Source organism: Halothiobacillus sp. DCM-1, assembly GCF_045689735.1.
Lineage (GTDB): Bacteria > Pseudomonadota > Gammaproteobacteria > Halothiobacillales > Halothiobacillaceae > Halothiobacillus.
Map to the genome: position 1 here is coordinate 651769 of NZ_CP142685.1, position 17979 is coordinate 669747.

A 17979-nucleotide genomic window follows, 5' to 3' on the forward strand; every position below is an offset into this window, starting at 1 on the left:
TGGCGATTTTGAAGGGAAACAGGAGAAAACAGACTATGTTGATGCGTTCATTGCCGGTATTGCCCTTGATGCTAGGGTTGGCGGCGCCCGTTTGGGCAGATGCCGGTTTGCAACCGTTTATCGAGGGCACCACACTCGACAATACGCTGGCGCAAGCAGACAAAACGACCCAGGCGGCCTTGACCAAGGCGGGTTTTGAAGTCGTCGGGCACTATGCCCCCGTAAAAAATGTGGTGGTGCTCTCCATCACCAACCCCGCGATGTTGCAGAATGCGGTGGCCACGCCGCGTGGTGGCTACGGGGCTGCGCTGAGCATTTCTTTGGAAGAGAGCGGCGGTAAGACCCTGGTAAGTTATGTGAACCCGGCCTATGTTGCGGCCGGCTATCGGTTGGCTTCGGATAATTCGGCAGTCACCCAATCTTTGGCCAAAGTGCTGGGGGCGGTTAAACCGTTTGGGGCGAAGCCGAGAACCGCCGAGCAACTGCATGATTACCAATACGCCTTCGGGATGGAAACCTTCAATGACCCAATTGATTTGGGGGGTTTCCCGAGTTTTTCGTCCGCCGATCAGAAAATCACCAGCCGACTGCAGGCTAAAACCGACGGGGTGGGTCTGGTGTACAAGATAAAGCTGCCCACCAAAGATGAAATCGTCTATGGGGTGGATCTGGGTTCCTCGAATGCGGATGCGAATGGCGTCAAGCTGGTAGATTCCGTCGATACGGGTATGCCGCATCGGTATGCGTTTTTACCGTATGAAGTCCTGTTGAAAGATAAAGAGGCCGAGGCGCTGAATCTGCGTTTCCGTATGGCCTTGTTTTTCCCGGATTTGCCCATGATGGGTGGCGATGCTTCCTTCTTCAAATTGCGTAATGCGCCAGATGCCGTAAAGAGTGTTCTGCGCAAAGCGCTGGGCGGTACGGTGGTGACCCAGTCGGGCAGCGGGGATAGCGGATTTGGGGGGATGTAAACCGGCCAGTTGCTGACAGTTGCCGTAATGGTGTGCCTTTACCGGTGCATTCGCCGCGATAAGCGGCTATATTAGCCTGCTTGGTCTTCACCTCATGCGGATGTAAAACGCGCCGAGCTTGCTCGGCGCTGGTTTTTCTGCAGAGGGGTGAGATTTCTGTTTTGATGAACGAAGAGAGAAAGCGCGTGGAATTGTCCGGTGGTCAAATCCTGGTGGAGTGCCTGAAAGCAGAAGGGGTCGAATCGGTCTTCGGTTACCCTGGCGGGGCGGTACTGCATATTTATGATGCCCTGTTTCAGCAGGAGCAGGTCAAGCATGTGCTCGTGCGCCATGAGCAGGGCGCAGTGCACATGGCCGATGGCTATGCCCGCGCGACCGGCAAGCCGGGGGTCGTGTTGGTGACTTCGGGGCCTGGCGCGACCAATGCGGTGACCGGCATTGCGACCGCACACATGGACTCGATCCCCTTGGTGGTGATTACCGGCCAGGTGCCCACCAGCCTGATTGGGAACGATGCCTTTCAGGAAGTGGATAATGTGGGCATTACCCGCCCCTGCGTGAAGCACAATTTCCTAGTGAAGGATGTACGGGATCTGGCTTCGGTCATGAAAAAAGCGTTTTACATCGCGACCACGGGGCGGCCGGGGCCGGTCGTGGTCGATATTCCCAAGGATGTGACCGATCCGAAGATCAAAGTGCCGTTCGAATACCCCGCGGCAATCTCCATGCGCTCCTATCACCCCACCGTCAAAGGGCATAGTGGACAAATCCGTAAAGCGGTGGATTTGATTATCCATGCCGAGCGCCCGATGTTGTATACCGGGGGCGGTGTGGTACTGGGGCAGGCCGCCGAGCAATTGACGCGCTTTGCCCGTTTGCTGGGCTACCCCATCACAAATACCTTGATGGGGCTGGGTGCCTATCCCGCGAGTGATAAACAGTTCCTCGGCATGCTTGGGATGCACGGCACCTATGAGGCCAATATGGCCGTGCATCATTGCGATGTGCTGATTGCCATCGGTGCCCGCTTTGATGACCGTGTGACCGGTAACCTCGCCAAATTCTGCCCGACGGCGAAAATCGTACATATCGACATTGATCCGGCTTCCATTTCCAAAAATGTGGCGGTGGATGTGCCGATTGTGGGCTCGGTCAAGTCGGTGCTCGAAGAAATGATTCCGATGGTCGAGGCAGCGGGCGGCGCCAAACAGCCGGAGGCGCTGGCCGCTTGGTGGGCGCAGATCGAACAATGGCGCGCGCTGCGTTGCCTGGAGTTCAAAACCAATGGCGAGATCATCAAGCCGCAGTATGTCGTGCAGAAGATGTGGGAGATCACCGGCGGGAATGCCTATGTGACCTCCGATGTCGGCCAGCATCAAATGTGGGCGGCGCAGTACTACGGTTTCGATAAACCCAATCGCTGGATCAATTCTGGCGGCCTCGGGACGATGGGATTCGGCTTGCCGGCGGCCTTGGGCGTCAAGTTCGCCTATCCGGAAGAAGAAGTCGTCTGTGTGACGGGCGAGGGCAGCATCCAGATGTGTATTCAGGAGCTATCTACCGCACTGCAATATCACCTGCCGGTCAAGGTCGTGAGCTTGAATAACCGCTATCTTGGGATGGTGCGGCAGTGGCAGGAATTCTTTTACTCTGGCCGCTACGCCATGAGTTATATGGAAGCCCTGCCTGATTTCGTCAAACTGGCAGAGTCGTATGGGCATGTCGGGATGCGCATCGAAAAAGCCAGCGATGTCGAGGGCGCGCTGCGCGAAGCGTTTGCACTGAAGGATCGGCTGGTGTTCATGGATTTTCAAACCGATCCGACGGAGAACGTCTATCCGATGGTACCGGCGGGTGCTGGCCTGAACGAAATGATTTTGGTGTAACACGATGCGGCACATCATCTCCATTCTGATCGAAAATGAAGCGGGTGCCCTGTCGCGCGTGGCGGGATTGTTCTCTGCCCGGGGTTACAATATTGAATCCTTGTGTGTCGCACCCACCGTGGACGAGACCCTGTCGCGGATGACCCTAGTGACGCGCGGTGATGAACAGGTCATCGAGCAAATCGTCAAGCAACTCAACAAGTTGATTGATGTCGTCAAGGTGCAGGACATGGCCGATGCGCCGCATATCGAGCGCGAGCTGATGCTGATCAAGGTGCAGGCTCAGGATGTGCTGCGCGACGAGGTGTATCGGTTGTCGGAAATTTTCCGGGGGCAGATCATCGATGTTAGCGACATCAGCTACACCATCCAGATGGTTGGTCCTGGGCACAAACTCGATGCGTTCCTTGCGGCGCTTGGCGCGATCCCCGTGGTGGAAATCGTGCGTTCCGGCGCGTTAGGGATTGCACGCGGCCCGCGTGGCATGGCGATTCCTGAAGCCTGAATCGTTTGATCCGCCCTTGAATTGACTTTTCCCTTTTTTTTGAACTGATTGTTGCGGAGTTCTCTATGAAGATTTATTACGACAAAGATTGTGATCTTTCCCTGATTCAAGGCAAAAAGGTGGCCATCATTGGTTATGGCTCCCAAGGGCATGCACATGCGCTGAATTTGAAAGATTCCGGCGTGAGCGTGGTCATTGGCCTGCGTCCGGGCTCTGGTTCTGCGCGCAAAGCAGAGGCGGAAGGCTTGACCGTCCTGCCGGTGCCGCAGGCGGTGGCCGCAGCGGATCTGGTCATGGTGCTGGCACCCGACGAATACCAATCCGCAATCTATCGCAATGACATCGAACCGAATCTCAAGCAAGGGGCGACGCTGGCGTTTGCGCACGGGTTTTCGATTCTGTACAACCAGATCGTGCCGCGCGCGGATCTCGATGTCATCATGATTGCGCCCAAGGCGCCGGGGCATACGGTGCGCTCAGAGTTCAAGCGCGGCGGTGGGATCCCGGATCTGATTGCGATTCATCAGGACGCTTCCGGCACCGCCAAAGCGACCGCCTTGTCCTATGCCTCGGCGGTCGGTGGCGGCCGTACCGGCATTATCGAAACCACCTTCAAAGACGAAACGGAAACCGATCTGTTCGGCGAGCAGGCGGTGCTGTGCGGGGGAACGGTCGAACTGGTCAAAGCCGGTTTCGAGACCCTGGTCGAGGCCGGTTATGCCCCGGAAATGGCGTATTTCGAGTGTCTGCACGAACTCAAGCTGATTGTCGATCTGATGTACGAAGGCGGCATCGCCAACATGAACTACTCGATCTCCAACAATGCCGAATACGGCGAATATGTCACCGGGCCGAAGGTCATCAACGAAGAAAGTCGCCGTGCCATGCGCGAAGCATTGGCCAACATCCAGTCCGGCGAATATGCCAAGCAATTCATTGCGGAAGGAAATCTCAACTATCCTTCGATGACGGCTCGTCGCCGTCAGAATGCGGCGCATGCCATTGAGCAAACCGGCGCCAAACTCCGCAGCATGATGCCGTGGATCACCGCGAATAAAATCGTCGATAAAGAACGCAATTAATCCCATCGGCGGCCCCGGCGTCGTGTTACGACCGGGCGTCGGCGGGCTTGAAAGTCACGAACCTGAATTCCCTGGTTGGATTCAGGTTTTTTTGTTTTTCGACTTATCCTGCGGTCATCTTCTCTGCGTACAATGCGGGCAGATGGCTGATCTGATGCGGCGAATTTTTTGAGGTTCTCATGAACGATCCCTTACCCCCGAACGCAGTTGAACCCGCCCCTGTCCGGCCGCGGCGCAAGGCGATTTACCTGTTACCTAACCTGTTTACCACGGCGGCATTGTTTGCCGGGTTTTACGCAATCCTGCGTGCGATTGCCGGTGATTTTGAGATGGCGGCAATGGCGGTATTCATCGCCATGGTGCTGGATGGGCTGGATGGCCGGATCGCGCGGTTGACTCACACGCAATCTGAGTTTGGCGTGCAATACGACTCGCTGTCAGATGTGATCTCCTTCGGTTTGGCGCCCGCGATTGTCATGTACCAATGGAGTTTGCAGGGGATTGGTGACCGTTGGGGGTTGCTGGGGGCCTTCGTATTCGCAACTGCGGCGGCGGTGCGTTTGGCGCGGTTCAATGTGCAGGTGGAAACCGTCGATAAACGCTACTTCGTCGGCTTGGCTTCACCGGCCGCTGCCGCCGTGTTGATGGGGATGGTCTGGGTGGTGCATGAGCATCAGATGGACTGGAATCAAAGCGCGGGATGGATGTGGGTCATTACGGTGACGACGGGGTTGCTGATGGTATCGAGCCTGCCGTACTACAGCTTCAAGAGCCTAAGTCCTCGGCTGCGGGTTTCGTTCCTGAGTGTGCCGCTCTTGATCCTGTTGTTTGCTGTGGCGCTGAAAGATTTCGCCCTGACGCTCTGGCTGCTGTTTGTGGCCTACGCGCTTTCCGCGCCCTTGCTGTTTGCGTTCCGGCGGGGGCGGCGGCTGTTGCGAGGCGCCAGCGCGCGCGGCTGATCGGGAATCGGGCATTTGACGGGTTTACCAGGCCGTTGAAAAACTCTTTTCAACGGCCTGGTAAGGCAAGCCATGGATGGCTTGCACAAAGATCAATCATGTTAAGTGATTGATCTTTTGAGGCCGTCGCGGACTTCGTCAGCTTCGCGTTAGACATGAACGCGGACCTCGTTAGCTCCGCGTTAAGCTGGCGTAAGCCCGCCGCGACGCTCCCTTAGGCAGAACCCGCAGGGTCTCCGACAGGGATGTCGGAGAAGCCGAAGAGGAGGGATCAGCCGAGTTGAAAAGGGGCAGGAAAGCCTTTTTCAACATCCTGTTAAGCCCAGAAATACCAGAGCACAAGTACCCCGAACACGATGCGGTAATAGGCAAACCCTTTGAAGGTGTGCTTGCTGATGAAGTGCAGAAACGCCTGTACGAAAATCAGCCCGGTGATGAAGGCCATCACAAAGCCGATGGCCATCATGTGCAGATCTTCCGGGCGCAGGTGGTGCCAGTGTTTGATCAGATCAAACAAGGTCGCGGCCAGCATGGTCGGAATCGCCAGAAAAAAAGAAAATTCGGTGGCTGTCGTGCGCGAGAGCCCAAACAGCATGCCGCCCATGATGGTCGAACCGGAGCGGGAGGTGCCGGGAATCAGGGCGAAGCACTGCGCGAAACCCACTTTCAGCGCGTCGAGCGGGCTCATGTCGTCCACGGAAAGCACGCGGGGTTTTGGCGCAAATTTCTCGACCAGCAGAATGATCAACCCGCCGATGATCAGCGCGATGGCGACAAACATCGGGCTGAACAGATATTCCTTGATGTAGTGATGCGTCAATAGTCCGATCACCGCCGCCGGGATAAAGGCGATGATCAGGTTGAGGGTGAATTTTTGTGCGCTGCGTTCGCGCGGCAGGCCGGCGGCCACGGTGATGAGTTTGTGTCGATAAAACCACATCACGGCCAGAATCGCGCCGAGCTGAATAAAAATCTCGAAGACCTTGGCGCCATCGCCGGTGTAGCCCAAGTAATCGGCGGCGACAATCAGGTGTCCCGTCGAGGACACCGGCAGGAACTCGGTTGCGCCTTCGATCACGCCTAAAATGCCGGCGGTGAGCCAATCGGGAAAAAGCATAAATATCCTCTGTATTTGGGGAAATGGTATCTGGTTGACGCGGGAGGCCACGCGACAGGGGATCGAAACGCGGCGACCGGAGCCGGGACTCGCCCGGGTTGCTCCATCGCCTAGCTAATCGATGGGTGCTGTAGGCAGCGCTATTCTAGCGAAGTTCCCGTCTCAGCCCTTCTGGGTTAACGAAATTTAATCCGGGTTTGCGCGCGTCGGCGGAACGGTGGCCTGCGGTCGATGGGCAGCATCCCGAAGTGAAATCTGCCCCATGCTACGCCCATAAGGCCTGCAGATGGGCATACACGCTGCGCGCCAATGCGTCCGGCGCGTAACCGCCTTCAAGCAAGGAGACGATCCGGCCATGAGCCGAGGCATTGGCCTGATGCACCAGCGCTTCGGTGAGCCAGGCGTAATCCGCCTCCTGCAGCGCCCAGCCACTCATGTCATCCTCGCGGTGCCCGTCGAACCCGGCGGAAATCAGGATGAGTTCCGGCGCGAAGTCCGCCAGCCGCCGAAACCAGGCCGTTTGCACCGCTGTGCGCCACTGTGTGCCGCGGGTGCCGACGGGAAGAGGCACCGGCAGGCAGTTGTCGGCCTTGGGGGGTGTGCCGGTGTGCGGATAAAACGGATGTTGAAAGCTGGAGCAGAACAGAATCCGATCATCGCCCGCCACGATGTCTTCGGTGCCATCGCCGTGGTGGACATCAAAATCCACGATGGCCAGCCGCTGAATGCCGTGCTGGGTCAGCGCATGATAGGCCGCCACCGCGACATTGTTGAACAGGCAAAATCCGGCGGCTTGACGGCGTCCGGCGTGGTGACCGGGGGGGCGGATGGCGCAAAAGGCGCGCCGCCCGGATGCGCCGAGCACCCAATCGACGGCGGTAATGCCGCTGCCTGCCGCATACAACGCCGCCTCCAGCGTTTGCGGCGTCACGACCACATCGGGCGCGAATTCGATCCCGCCCTCGCTGGGCGCCTGACGCCAGACTTCGTCTAGATAGCGCGGATCGTGAGCCAGCGCCAATTGCGCGCGGGTGGCTGCGGTGGGGGTGAGGTGCAGCAGCCAGTCATCGAACCCTTGGGCAATCAGATGGTCTTGAATGGCCGTGAGCCGCCGGGCATTTTCTGGGTGCGGTACGCCATAGATCCGGCCATTGCTATGGTTCAGGCAACTGGGGTGGGTGAGATAGGCGAGGTTCATCGGTTTGCCATGCAATTGGTGCAAATTGGGTATTCAACCCAGATTGTCCATTAGACCGGGCTACGGGGCTAGGGAGAACAGGAACGCCTGTCGAATTGCCTTGCGCGGCGTCTTCCCGCCTGCGGGCGGCAGCTTCGGGCGCGCGTTCCAATGGATAATCTGGGTTCAATTCTGCCCTGAATACCCTATTCGCGATATATTTCCCTGCGTTTGTAAAGGAATTACCGGAGGCCGCCCAATGACCAGCCATCCCCTTCATCCCATGTTCAACCCTCGGGGCGTCGCTGTGTTTGGTGCCAGCGAACGACCGGGGGCGGTCGGTACGATGGTCTTGGCCAATCTGGTTGCTGCTGGTTACGCTGGCACGATCATCCCGGTCAATCCCAAGCATGATCGGGTGCAGGGGCTGCCCTGTGTGCCGAACCTGACCGGGGTGGCGGAACCGGTGGATTTGGCTGTTGTTGCCACGCCGGCCAGTAGCGTACCGGACATTCTGCGGCAATGCGGAGTGGCGAGGGTGCGGGCGGTGGTGATTCTCTCCGCCGGTTTTGGTGAGGGCGGCGAGGCCGACCGTACCGAAGGCAAGCGCTTGATGCGGGAATCGCTGGAGCTCGCCCAGCAATTTGGGCTGCGGCTGATGGGGCCGAACTGTCTTGGTCTGATGCGCCCACCACTCAAACTCAACGCGACCTTCAGCCACAATCAGGCGCTACCGGGGCGGCTGGCTCTGGTGTCGCAGTCCGGTGCGCTGGTGACTGCGGTGCTCGACTGGGCTGAAGGCCGTGGACTGGGCTTTTCCGCGATTGCCTCCACCGGCGATGCAGCGGATCTCGATTTTGGCGATTTGCTCGATTATCTGGCGCTCGATCCTCAGACCCAAGGCATCCTGCTGTACATCGAAGGGATCAAAAATGCCCGCCGTTTTCTCAGTGGGTTGCGGGCAGCAGCGCGCATGAAGCCGGTGATCGTGCTCAAATCCGCCCGGCATGCGGCGGGATCCCGGGCGGCGGCGACGCATACCGGCGCCCTGATCGGCGGCGATGATGTGTTCGATGCCGCACTCAGCCGTGCCGGGGTGGTGCGGGTAGAAACCATCAGCCAGTGGTTCGCTGCCGCGCAGATTCTGGCCAGAAACCTGAGTCTGCGCGGCGATCAATTGCTGATTTTGACCAATGGCGGTGGACCGGGCGTCATGGCCACGGATCGCGCCGCCGATCTGGATGTGCCGCTGGCGAGTCTGGCGCCCGCCACGATCGCCGCGCTGGATGCGCAACTACCGGCGACTTGGTCGCGCAGCAATCCGATGGACATCATCGGGGATGCGACCGCCGAGCGCTATGAAGTCGCGCTGCGCGAAGCGCTGGCCGACCCCGGCGTAGACATGATCGTGGTGATGCTGACCCCGCAGGCCATGACCGATCCCACCGCCTGCGCGCGAGCGGTCATCACGGTCGTACAGGCGCAACCGGCGCCCGCCAAGCCGGTGCTGGCCTGCTGGATGGGGGAAACGCTGGTTGCCGAAGCGCGGGCTTTGTTCGATCAGGCGGGCATCCCGCAATTTCGCTCACCGGAGGCTGCGATCGAAGCCTTGTCGTATCTGCTGGCTTACCGGCGCAATCAACAGGCCTTGCTGCAAACCCCGGCGCCCACGCCGACCATCGAACCTGGCGATATCGATGGCGCCCGTCTGATTCTGGCGACCTGCCGCAAGGCAGGGCGCCGGGTGCTGACCACGCGCGAATCCAAGGCCATCCTCAATGCGTTCCGCATCCCGACGACCCCGACGATTCTGGCGCGCACGGCCGATGAGGTGATGCTGGCGGCCGAAACCCTCGGCTTTCCGCTGGCATTGAAAATCAGTGCGCCCGCGCTCAGCCATAAAACCGATGTCGGTGGGGTTCGCCTCAATGTACGCAGTGTCCAAACCGCGCGCCAGCAGGCACAGGACATGCTCGATACCGTGCGGGCGAAACATCCAGACGCCGAAATCGAAGGGATTACGGTGGAAAAAATGGCGGAGGTCGGTCATCCGCGCGAACTGCTGCTGGGGGTGAGCCGGGATCCGGTGTTCGGTCCAGTCATTGCGTTTGGGCTGGGGGGCATTGCGGTCGAGGTTCTGCGCGATCGCGCTCTGGCACTGCCGCCGCTCAACGGTCTGTTGATCGAGCGCATGATCAGCCAGACCCGCGCCGCCCGGATGCTCGGCGAGTTTCGCGGCACGCCGCCGGTGGATCGGGCGGCACTGACGGCGGTACTGCTGCGCCTGTCGGAACTGGTGTGCGAGCTGCCGGAAATCGCAGCCATCGACATCAACCCGTTGCTCGCGGGGGAGCATGGGGTGGTGGCGGTCGATGCGCGGATCGAGCTGACCGAACATCCGCCGCGCAGCGACGCCTATGCCCATCTCGCGATTTATCCCTATCCCGGCCAGGTCGAACGCAGCCTGACGCTGGATGATGGCGAGCGGATTCGCGTGCGCCCGATTCGCCCGGAAGATGCCGCACTCGAACAGGCTTTTGTCCGCGGTCTGTCGGAAGAAGCCCGATATTTCCGCTTCATGCGCATGCTCGATGAGCTGACCCCGCAGATGCTGGTGCGGTTCACCCAAATCGACTATGACCGGGAAATGGCGCTGATCGCACTCAGCCCAACGGCAGACGGGGGCGAAGTGGAAGTGGGCGTGACCCGCTACAGCCTTTCCCCCGATGGCGAGAGCGCGGAGTTCGCCCTGGTCGTGGCGGATGCCTGGCAAGGGCGCGGCGTGGGCAGCCACTTATTGCAACTGTTGATGGATTATGCCCGGCAACGCGGCGTGCGGCGGCTGTTTGGGGAAGTGCTGACCCGCAATACGGCGATGCGGGCACTGGTCGCCCGACTGGGGTTCGTCGAGCAACTTCACGAATCGCAGGAGGATATCGTGATGGTGAGCCGCACCCTTTGAGGCGCCCTTGCGTGAGTGCCGTCGATGTCCAGCAGGCATCGACGGTTATTTTGCCCCGGCTTGGCTGTGCTGGAAGGTTTTATAGGCGGAAATCAGCAGCACCACCGCGAGCAGAATAATCAGCCAGCTCGGCGCGATGAATCCGATGGTCAGCCCGCCGAGCACCGCGCCCAGCAGCGAGCCCGCCGTCATGCCGCCGAACAGATGCGATTCCCGCTTGAGCACTGCAAAGCTGCCCGATTGCGTATAGCGCGCGAAGCCAACCAGCATGGTGGGCAGGGAAATCGCCAGCGACAGGCTGCCCGCGAGTTTGATGTCCACGCCATACAGAATCGTGATGGTGGGGATCAGCAGCTCGCCGCCGGCCACGCCAAGCACGGCGGCCACCGTGCCGATGACCAGACCAGCGATCAGGCCGATCACCCAGCGCAACGGCCCATCGGGAACCAGCGCGCCGCCGATCCAGTGCAAATGCAGGACATGTTCGCCAATCATCACCAGCGCGAGCAACAGCAGCAGAATGAACACGATGCGGTCGAGCAGCGCGGCGGGCATCTTCATGGCATAACCGGCGGCAAACCAGGCGCCGATGAGTGAGCCGAACAACAGATTCACGGCAATCGGCCATTGGGCGAACAGATCATGCCAGGGGATGCTCGCGCTGCGTGCCAGCAGTGCCGTGCTCACCACCACGAGGCTCATCGCCTTGTTGAAAATGATTGCTTCGAGCGTCGGCAGTTTGAATAAGCCCTTGAGCACGGGCAGACGAAACTCCGCCCCGCCGAGGCCGATCAACCCGCCCAGCCAGCCGATGAGGCCACCAGCGAAAAATCCCTGGGTCGGGCGATGTCGAACGAGCCAGCGCATAGAAACTCCCGTGTTACTGATCGAGCAAGGCCGCGGTTTTGATCAGGGCGTATACCGTTTTGCCCTGGCTCAAGCCCAGTTCGTTGAGCGAACGCTGGGTGATTTCGGCAATCAGGGTTTGCTGGTCGGCCAAGGTCAAAAACACCGCCGCAGTTTGATTCGCCGGGTTGAGGGTGATTTGGCTGACCGTACCCCGCACCTGGTTGAGCATGCTGATCCCCTCGATCCTCGACTGCGCCAGCGCCACATCCCGCGCCAGAATCCGCAGCCGCGCCACTGAAGATTTTGCGTCGCCCGACGGGGCCTGTAACCAGAAAGTAAAGGCATCAGCCGCCTTGGCGCGGAAAGCCCGCAAGTCGTCGTGTGCGGCTTCGTCCAGTACGCCATGCAGCACGGACACGGGGCCTTCCTCGGTAAACAGCGGCGAATCGACCCGCGCGGTGGCTTCGGCCAGGGTTTCGATCGAGGTAATCCGGCCATCGGCCATGAACACGATGCGGCTGGCCAGCCGTTCAACCTCGATCGGGGCGTGGGTGATATACAGCACCGGAATCTGGTATTCGGCAATGATCGATTCCAGCAGCGCCAGCAATTCGGCCTTGGCGCGCCAGTCCAGCGCGGAAAGCGGCTCATCCATCATCAACAGGCGCGGGCGCGTCAGTAAGGCGCGGGCAATGGCAACCCGTTGGCGCTCCCCGCCGGAGAGGTTATCGACCGAGCGGTCGATCAAGTGGTCGATTTGCACCCGCTCGATGATTTCTTCGCTACTCGGGCCGCCGGTCTGCCGCGCCTTCGGCACGCGCTTGATGGCGAATTCCAGATTACTGCGCACGGTTTTGCCCGGCAGCAGGGCGGCCGTTTGAAACACAAACCCGAGATCGCGCTGTTCGACCGGAAAGCTCTTGCGGCCATCCTGCCAAACCTCATCACCGAATTTGAGCTGTCCGCGCGTGTTTCGATCCAGCCCGGATAGGGCGCGCAGCAGGGTGGATTTGCCGGAACCCGAACGACCAAACAGCACAGTGACGCCCGTAGAGTCGAAAGAAAACGCGCCCGAATCCAGCAAGAAATGGCCAAGTTTGAGTTGTAAATTGCCTTGGAACATCGTTTAACCCTGCTTAACCTGGAGGCGACGATTCAGGCCGTACACGAACATCAGCGTCAGAATCGAGAAAATCAGCATCAAAACGGAGAGCGTATGCGCCTCGGCATACTCGAACGATTCCACATGGTCGAAAATGGCGATCGACACCGTTCGGGTTTGTCCCTCGATGTTGCCGCCGACCATGAGCACGACCCCGAATTCCCCGACCGTGTGGGCGAAAGTGAGCACCGCGCCGACGAGAAAACCCTGGCGCGCCAAGGGCACAATGACATGGAAAAACCGGTCGAAAAATGTGGCCCGCATCGTGCGCGCCGCATCGACGATCTGAGTGGGCAGCGATTCAAACGAGGCCATAATCGGTTGCACCATAAAGGGCAGGGAATACACGACCGAGCCGATGATCAGACCGGTTTTATTGAAGGTGAGCTGACCACTGAAGCCGAGTGCCTTCACTAAACTGGCAATCTCCCCAGTCGGATTGAGGACAAGAATCAGGTAAAAACCCAGCACCGTCGGCGGCAATACCAGCGGCAGCGCGACCAGCGCCTCCAGCAGAATGCGAAAGTTGGAGCGCATATTGGCCAGCCACCACGCAATCGGCGTACCGATGAGCAGCAAAAACAGACTGGTGAAGCCCGCCACTTCAAAAGTCAACAGAATGGGATGAAGATCCAGGGGATAACCAAACAGGGTCATGGTCGGACATCTCAAAAAAACGGCCAATCCTCAGGGACGGATTGGCCTGTCAGTCAATGAGTCGCCAGAGAGTGAATCGGATGAATCATCAATCGGGGCGTTGAGCAAGAGCGTTTATTTGGGCAGTTCGTAGCCGTAGCGTTTGATGACGGCAATCGCTTCCGGACTATGCATGAAGTTCAAGAAGCTCTTGGCGGCGGCTTCGTGTTTGCTGTTTTTGATCAACACCGCCGCTTGATTGATCGGGGTGTAATCGGCTTGGGGCACGACCCAATATTCCCCCTTGCCTTTGGCCGGGCTTTCCGGATCCATGATTTGCGACAGGGCGACGAAACCGAGTTGCGCGTTATCGGTGAGCACGAACTGGAAGGTGGCGGTGATGCTTTCACCCTGCGCGATTTTCTTCTGCTCGTTCAATTTGTCGTACATGCCCATTTTTTTCAGCACTTCCACGGCCGCTGTGCCGTAGGGCGCGCCCTTGGGGTTGGCAATGGCGATGTGCGTGTACTGATCGCCTTTGATGACGGCCTCGGCATCTTTGGCGACCGGCAGGCGGGTGCTGAACAGCGCCAGTTTGCCCTGGGCATATTCGAAGTAATCGGTCGCCTTGCCTTCATCGACCAATTTTTTCGGGGTTTTGGTATCGGCGGAGAAAAACGCATCGAAGGGCGCGCCATTGTTGATTTGCGCGTACAAACCGCCGGTCGCGCCGAAGGAGAAACGCACCTCGTTGCCGGTTTTTTTCGTCCATTCCTGACCGATCTCGGTGATGGCCTTGGTGAAATTGGCTGCCACGGCGACGGTGATGGTCTCGGCCTGGGCGACGCCCAGATTCAGCGCGAAGGTGGCGCCCAGCAGGGCGGTGGCGACGAGTTTTTTCATGGGTTTCTCCAAGATGTTGCAAGCTATATTTCGATAGACCAAAAAACACGCCGCGAACGGCGTGTGTCGCAAAACCGGCGCAGCTTATTGATCGACGCCGATAATGATGTGGCTGGCCTTGATCAAGGCGCAGGCTTTGTCACCCGCCTTGAGGCTCAGGGATTGGGTGCTGCCTTCGGTGATCATCGCGGTGATCAGGTTGCCGCCGGCAAGTTTGATGACGACCTCGGCATTCACGGCGCCATCGGTCACGCGCTCAACGGTGCCGCAGAGCTGGTTGCGTGCCGAGGTTTTGACCGCTTCTTTGGTCACGATCACAAAGCTGGACTTGATCAGGGCATAGGCCGGTTTGCCGACCGCCAACCCCATGCTGTCCACGCTGCCGTTGGTGATGATGGCGGAGAGCGTGTCTTCCCCCTGAATTTTCAGGACGACTTCGCTGTTGACCGCGCCTTTGGTGATGGCGGTGATGGTGCCGGCGAAGGTATTGCGTGCGCTGGTTTTCATGAACAGACTCCTTAAATCTTGGGTCAAATGATCGATGTTTTGTTCTGCGAACCACGCGGTGAGCTGGCTTTGCAGGCTGCTCAGTTTAGAGAACCCCTCAATCAAGCTGACACCATATCGGGTCAATTGGGCGCCACCGCCGCCCGCACCGCCGTGTTGGGTCAGAACGATCGGCTGGCTGGTCAGATTGTTGATGGCATCGACCGCGTCCCACGCGGCCTTGTAGGTCATGCCGATAGCCTTGGCGGCGGCGCTGATCGAACCGGTATCGTGGACGGCAGCCAAGAGTTGCATCCGGCGATTGGAGATCTCGCCCATGCCGAGCCGCAAGGCCAGCGGCAACACAAATTCCGGTTCAGAAGACATACCGCAACCCAAAGATTCCCTCGGTATATTGTCAAGTATATTTCGATGAGGCGTCAAGCGGTGCGTCACATGACGCATCCCGTCGGAGCAGTGGGTTCAGTCATCGGTTCAAACAGGGCGTTGAAAAAGGGCGTTCCTACCCTTTTTCAACTCGGCTCGTCGTGGCGGACGAGTCCTGCTCAGTGCGTGTGGGTGCAAAGAATCTGCGCGTTCTGGTGGCCGGATTCGGCCATCAGCTCCAGGCCGCGAATCACTTCCATCGAGGCAGACTCCATGTCGATCAAAGCGCTGTGTGCGCTGTCCAAATCGCCGACGGCATGCGCTTGCAACGCGCGAATCGCCGCTTCATGCACGCGGATGTGCGGCGGTTCGATCTGCCGGTAGCCGTTGAGTTTACTGAAGCAATCGCGGCCTTCGCCCTCGTAGTACCACTTACCGAGGCGGCAACTGTGGTGTTCGGCGAATTGTTCGATTTTTTCCTCCGACAAGCCCATGACAACCATATAAACCCGGAACTTGTAGACCACATGGTCGAATTTGGCGAGCTCGCAGAACCCGTGCAGGGCGGAGGTGGCGATCGCCTCTTCCATCTGGGAGGAAACATCCAGGAGGTGATGCATGCCCTTTGAGGCTTGCTCGCCCTCTTGACGCGACTGGATGGCATTTTGCGCCAGGGTATCCATTTGTTCCCGGCTTTCGCCGCTGTCCTGGCGGATTTGCTGCACCAGAATGTGAATCTGCTCGGTGGCGCCGGCGCTGCGGTTGGCCAATTGGCGGACTTCGTCGGCGACGACGGCAAACCCCCGACCATGCTCACCGGCCCGCGCGGCCTCGATGGCGGCATTCAGCGCGAGCAGATTGGTTTGATCGGCAATTTCCCGGATGATCTGCAGGATGGCGCCAATTTCTTGCGCTCGCTTATCGAGTTTCTCCATTTGGTTGGCGGCCTGAACGGAGGATTCGGCCAGGCTGCTCAGGTTTTGGAGAATGCGTTCGACATCTTGTCGACTGTGCAGTGACGCTTCCTGAGCGTGAATCGCGTTCTGTTTTTCTTGCTGTAACCCGCCCGACAATTCAGCCAATGAACCTTGTGAACTGCCGAGGGATTGCATGAAGCGGGGCAGGTTGCCGAGGACGCGCTGCAGCCGTTCGAATTGTGCCGCCGAGCCTTGCTGCTGCTGCCTTAGTTGGCTGTTTTCCCGAAGAAGGGTGTCGATAGCCTGTTGTTTTTCTTCTAATTGTTGTTGTAGTCGAGTGATTTCCTGCTGCAAAGGTTGCAGACTTTTTTTGCACCAAAATGCCATGATGATCCTTGATTGATATTTCGCACTGAGCCCCTGTCTGGTTCAGTATTTCGGCGCGCTGTCATCATTCTGAAATCATTTTTTTTTGCCTAAATTTTCCATTTTATGAGTAAGGGTAATCATGGGCGGTTTTGAGCTGGGCAAACATCTGCAAGGCGCGTTCTCGGCTGCCTTTGAGATCGACAATCGGGTGTGGATAGGTCGTTCCGAGGGTGATGCCCGCGCGGCGGAGCGTGTGCGGATCGGCCTGCCAGGGTGCGATCAGTGCAGCGGTGGGCAAGGCGGCCAGTTCGGGTAGCCAGCGCCGCAGAAAATCGCCTGCGGGATCGAATTTTTCGGCCTGAAGCACGGGGTTGAATACCCGGAAATACGGCGCGGCATCGGCGCCGCTGCCGGCGGTCCACTGCCAGCCGGCGGTGTTGGAGGCAAGATCAGCATCGACCAGCGTATCCATGAACCAGTCCGCACCAATACGCCAGTCGATCAGCAGGTTTTTGGTCAGAAAGGAGGCGACGATCATGCGGGCGCGGTTGTGCATCCAGCCGGTTTGCCACAGGCAGCGCATGGCCGCATCAACGACGGGGATGCCGGTTTGCCCGCGTTGCCAGGCGAGAAGTTCATCCGGCGCGTTGCGCCAGGGGATGTGGGCGAAGCGCGGGTTGAGGGGCTGATTGAGGGTGTGCGGGAAGTGGTAGAGCAGATACGCGCCGAACTCGCGCCAGATGAGTTCGCGCACGAAGTGTTCGCTGCCCGCTAGCGCCAGTGGGTCGCCGAAGTGGGCGGCGAGCGTGGCGATGATTTGCCGGGGGTTGATTTCGCCAAAACGCAAATGGGCGGAAAGTTTGGAGACGCCCTGGCCATCGAGTCGGTCGCGCCCGCTGGCGTAGCCTTCGACCCGGGGCAAAAATGCCTCAAGCCGCTGCCAGGCGCCCGTTTCGCCGGGGTGCCATTCGGTAAAGCCGGCGGCCCAGGGCAGGGTGGGCAACAGGCGTAAATCGGCCAGCGCCAAACTGGGTATGTCGGGCGGCGGCGGGATATGGGTGGGTTCGGGCAGCGGGCTCAGGTTCAGTCCGCTGCGGAGCACGGCTTTGTAATACGGCGTGAACACCTGGAAGGGTTGATCCTGGGTGGTTTTGAGTGTCCAGGGTTCGTAGAGGTAATTGCCATTGAAGCTTTCGACGCGCAGACCTTCGGCCTGCAACGCGGTTTTGATGGCCTGATCGGTGGCGATGCCGGCGGGGGTGAGGCGCCGGTTCCAGAACACGGCGGTGGCACCGCTCGCCGCAATGAGCCCGCGTAGGACGGTGAGCGGTTCCCCGCGTGCCAGAATCAAACGGCTGTCGTGCGCGCGGAGTGCTCGATCGAGCGCCGCGAGGCTGTGATGGCGCCACCAGCGGACGGCACCGCCTTCAGGCTGTGCGGGGTCGTCAATGTAAACCGGTATGATGGCGGGGTTTTCGTCCCCGGTGGACGGGTCGGCGAGCAGCGCCGCATGCAGGGCAGGGTGATCGGCTAATCGTAGGTCGTCGCGGAACCAAAGAATGTGCGGCATGGGTAGGGCTGGCGTTTGAAAAACGGTTTGAAAAGTATGGC

At 59.3% G+C, this 17979-nt stretch carries 15 protein-coding genes; 6 read left to right on the forward strand and 9 right to left on the reverse strand.

Annotation, left to right across the window (positions count from 1 at the left end):
* Window positions 1-35 precede the first annotated feature (35 nt).
* The 5 genes from VOI35_RS03100 (at window position 36) to pssA (ending at window position 5403) form a co-directional block, all read left to right on the forward strand.
* Window positions 36-971, forward strand: coding sequence for a hypothetical protein (locus VOI35_RS03100; RefSeq protein WP_407276437.1), 936 nt, complete (start codon window positions 36-38; stop codon window positions 969-971).
* Between the two features lie 164 nt (window positions 972-1135).
* Window positions 1136-2857: an acetolactate synthase 3 large subunit gene (locus VOI35_RS03105; RefSeq protein ID WP_407276438.1), complete on the forward strand. Its 1722-nt coding sequence runs from the start codon at window positions 1136-1138 to the stop codon at window positions 2855-2857.
* A 4-nt stretch (window positions 2858-2861) separates the two neighbouring features.
* The gene (ilvN, locus tag VOI35_RS03110) at window positions 2862-3362 is read left to right on the forward strand and encodes an acetolactate synthase small subunit (protein ID WP_407276439.1); all 501 of its coding nucleotides are present in this window, start codon (window positions 2862-2864) and stop codon (window positions 3360-3362) included.
* A gap of 65 nt (window positions 3363-3427) precedes the next feature.
* Window positions 3428-4444, forward strand: a complete 1017-nt coding sequence (ilvC, locus tag VOI35_RS03115) for a ketol-acid reductoisomerase (RefSeq protein ID WP_407276440.1) — start codon at window positions 3428-3430, stop codon at window positions 4442-4444.
* Between the two features lie 179 nt (window positions 4445-4623).
* Entirely contained in the window at window positions 4624-5403 is a 780-nt protein-coding gene (pssA, locus tag VOI35_RS03120) for a CDP-diacylglycerol--serine O-phosphatidyltransferase (RefSeq protein WP_407276441.1), read from the forward strand.
* 316 nt (window positions 5404-5719) lie between these two features.
* Here the strand turns inward: pssA and VOI35_RS03125 are convergent, their stop codons facing one another.
* Both VOI35_RS03125 and VOI35_RS03130 read right to left on the reverse strand, forming a co-directional pair.
* Window positions 5720-6520 carry an undecaprenyl-diphosphate phosphatase gene (locus VOI35_RS03125; protein WP_407276442.1) on the reverse strand — a complete coding sequence of 267 codons (801 nt, stop codon included), beginning with the start codon at window positions 6518-6520 and terminating at the stop codon, window positions 5720-5722.
* Window positions 6521-6785: 265 nt separating this feature from the next.
* Entirely contained in the window at window positions 6786-7718 is a 933-nt protein-coding gene (locus tag VOI35_RS03130) for a histone deacetylase family protein (protein ID WP_407276443.1), read from the reverse strand.
* Between the two features lie 238 nt (window positions 7719-7956).
* Between VOI35_RS03130 and VOI35_RS03135 the strand changes: the two genes are divergently transcribed.
* On the forward strand, window positions 7957-10659 hold the full coding sequence (locus tag VOI35_RS03135) for a GNAT family N-acetyltransferase (protein ID WP_407276444.1): 2703 nt from the start codon (window positions 7957-7959) through the stop codon (window positions 10657-10659).
* A 45-nt stretch (window positions 10660-10704) separates the two neighbouring features.
* Here VOI35_RS03135 and VOI35_RS03140 read toward each other — a convergent pair whose 3' ends face one another.
* From VOI35_RS03140 to VOI35_RS03170, 7 genes are all read right to left on the reverse strand, one after another.
* Window positions 10705-11526 (reverse strand): TSUP family transporter, encoded by an 822-nt coding sequence (locus VOI35_RS03140; RefSeq protein WP_407276445.1) that lies wholly within the window; start codon window positions 11524-11526, stop codon window positions 10705-10707.
* 13 nt (window positions 11527-11539) lie between these two features.
* A complete protein-coding gene (gene modC / locus VOI35_RS03145; RefSeq protein ID WP_407276446.1) occupies window positions 11540-12631 on the reverse strand; it encodes a molybdenum ABC transporter ATP-binding protein in 1092 nt (363 codons plus the stop codon).
* A gap of 3 nt (window positions 12632-12634) precedes the next feature.
* Entirely contained in the window at window positions 12635-13327 is a 693-nt protein-coding gene (modB, locus tag VOI35_RS03150) for a molybdate ABC transporter permease subunit (RefSeq protein WP_407276447.1), read from the reverse strand.
* A 114-nt stretch (window positions 13328-13441) separates the two neighbouring features.
* On the reverse strand, window positions 13442-14209 hold the full coding sequence (modA, locus tag VOI35_RS03155; protein ID WP_407276448.1) for a molybdate ABC transporter substrate-binding protein: 768 nt from the start codon (window positions 14207-14209) through the stop codon (window positions 13442-13444).
* A gap of 84 nt (window positions 14210-14293) precedes the next feature.
* Window positions 14294-15082 (reverse strand): TOBE domain-containing protein, encoded by a 789-nt coding sequence (locus tag VOI35_RS03160; RefSeq protein ID WP_407276449.1) that lies wholly within the window; start codon window positions 15080-15082, stop codon window positions 14294-14296.
* 179 nt (window positions 15083-15261) lie between these two features.
* Entirely contained in the window at window positions 15262-16386 is a 1125-nt protein-coding gene (locus tag VOI35_RS03165; RefSeq protein WP_407276450.1) for a methyl-accepting chemotaxis protein, read from the reverse strand.
* A gap of 103 nt (window positions 16387-16489) precedes the next feature.
* Entirely contained in the window at window positions 16490-17938 is a 1449-nt protein-coding gene (locus tag VOI35_RS03170; protein WP_407276451.1) for a cryptochrome/photolyase family protein, read from the reverse strand.
* Between the last annotated feature and the right edge of the window lie 41 nt (window positions 17939-17979).

Coding starts and splice junctions, on each gene's coding strand:
- VOI35_RS03100 (WP_407276437.1), top strand. CDS start 36: ATGTTGATGCGTTCATTGCCGGTATTGCCCTTGATGCTAGGGTTGGCG.
- VOI35_RS03105 (WP_407276438.1), top strand. CDS start 1,136: ATGAACGAAGAGAGAAAGCGCGTGGAATTGTCCGGTGGTCAAATCCTG.
- ilvN (WP_407276439.1), top strand. CDS start 2,862: ATGCGGCACATCATCTCCATTCTGATCGAAAATGAAGCGGGTGCCCTG.
- ilvC (WP_407276440.1), top strand. CDS start 3,428: ATGAAGATTTATTACGACAAAGATTGTGATCTTTCCCTGATTCAAGGC.
- pssA (WP_407276441.1), top strand. CDS start 4,624: ATGAACGATCCCTTACCCCCGAACGCAGTTGAACCCGCCCCTGTCCGG.
- VOI35_RS03125 (WP_407276442.1), bottom strand. CDS start 6,520: ATGCTTTTTCCCGATTGGCTCACCGCCGGCATTTTAGGCGTGATCGAA.
- VOI35_RS03130 (WP_407276443.1), bottom strand. CDS start 7,718: ATGAACCTCGCCTATCTCACCCACCCCAGTTGCCTGAACCATAGCAAT.
- VOI35_RS03135 (WP_407276444.1), top strand. CDS start 7,957: ATGACCAGCCATCCCCTTCATCCCATGTTCAACCCTCGGGGCGTCGCT.
- VOI35_RS03140 (WP_407276445.1), bottom strand. CDS start 11,526: ATGCGCTGGCTCGTTCGACATCGCCCGACCCAGGGATTTTTCGCTGGT.
- modC (WP_407276446.1), bottom strand. CDS start 12,631: ATGTTCCAAGGCAATTTACAACTCAAACTTGGCCATTTCTTGCTGGAT.
- modB (WP_407276447.1), bottom strand. CDS start 13,327: ATGACCCTGTTTGGTTATCCCCTGGATCTTCATCCCATTCTGTTGACT.
- modA (WP_407276448.1), bottom strand. CDS start 14,209: ATGAAAAAACTCGTCGCCACCGCCCTGCTGGGCGCCACCTTCGCGCTG.
- VOI35_RS03160 (WP_407276449.1), bottom strand. CDS start 15,082: ATGTCTTCTGAACCGGAATTTGTGTTGCCGCTGGCCTTGCGGCTCGGC.
- VOI35_RS03165 (WP_407276450.1), bottom strand. CDS start 16,386: ATGGCATTTTGGTGCAAAAAAAGTCTGCAACCTTTGCAGCAGGAAATC.
- VOI35_RS03170 (WP_407276451.1), bottom strand. CDS start 17,938: ATGCCGCACATTCTTTGGTTCCGCGACGACCTACGATTAGCCGATCAC.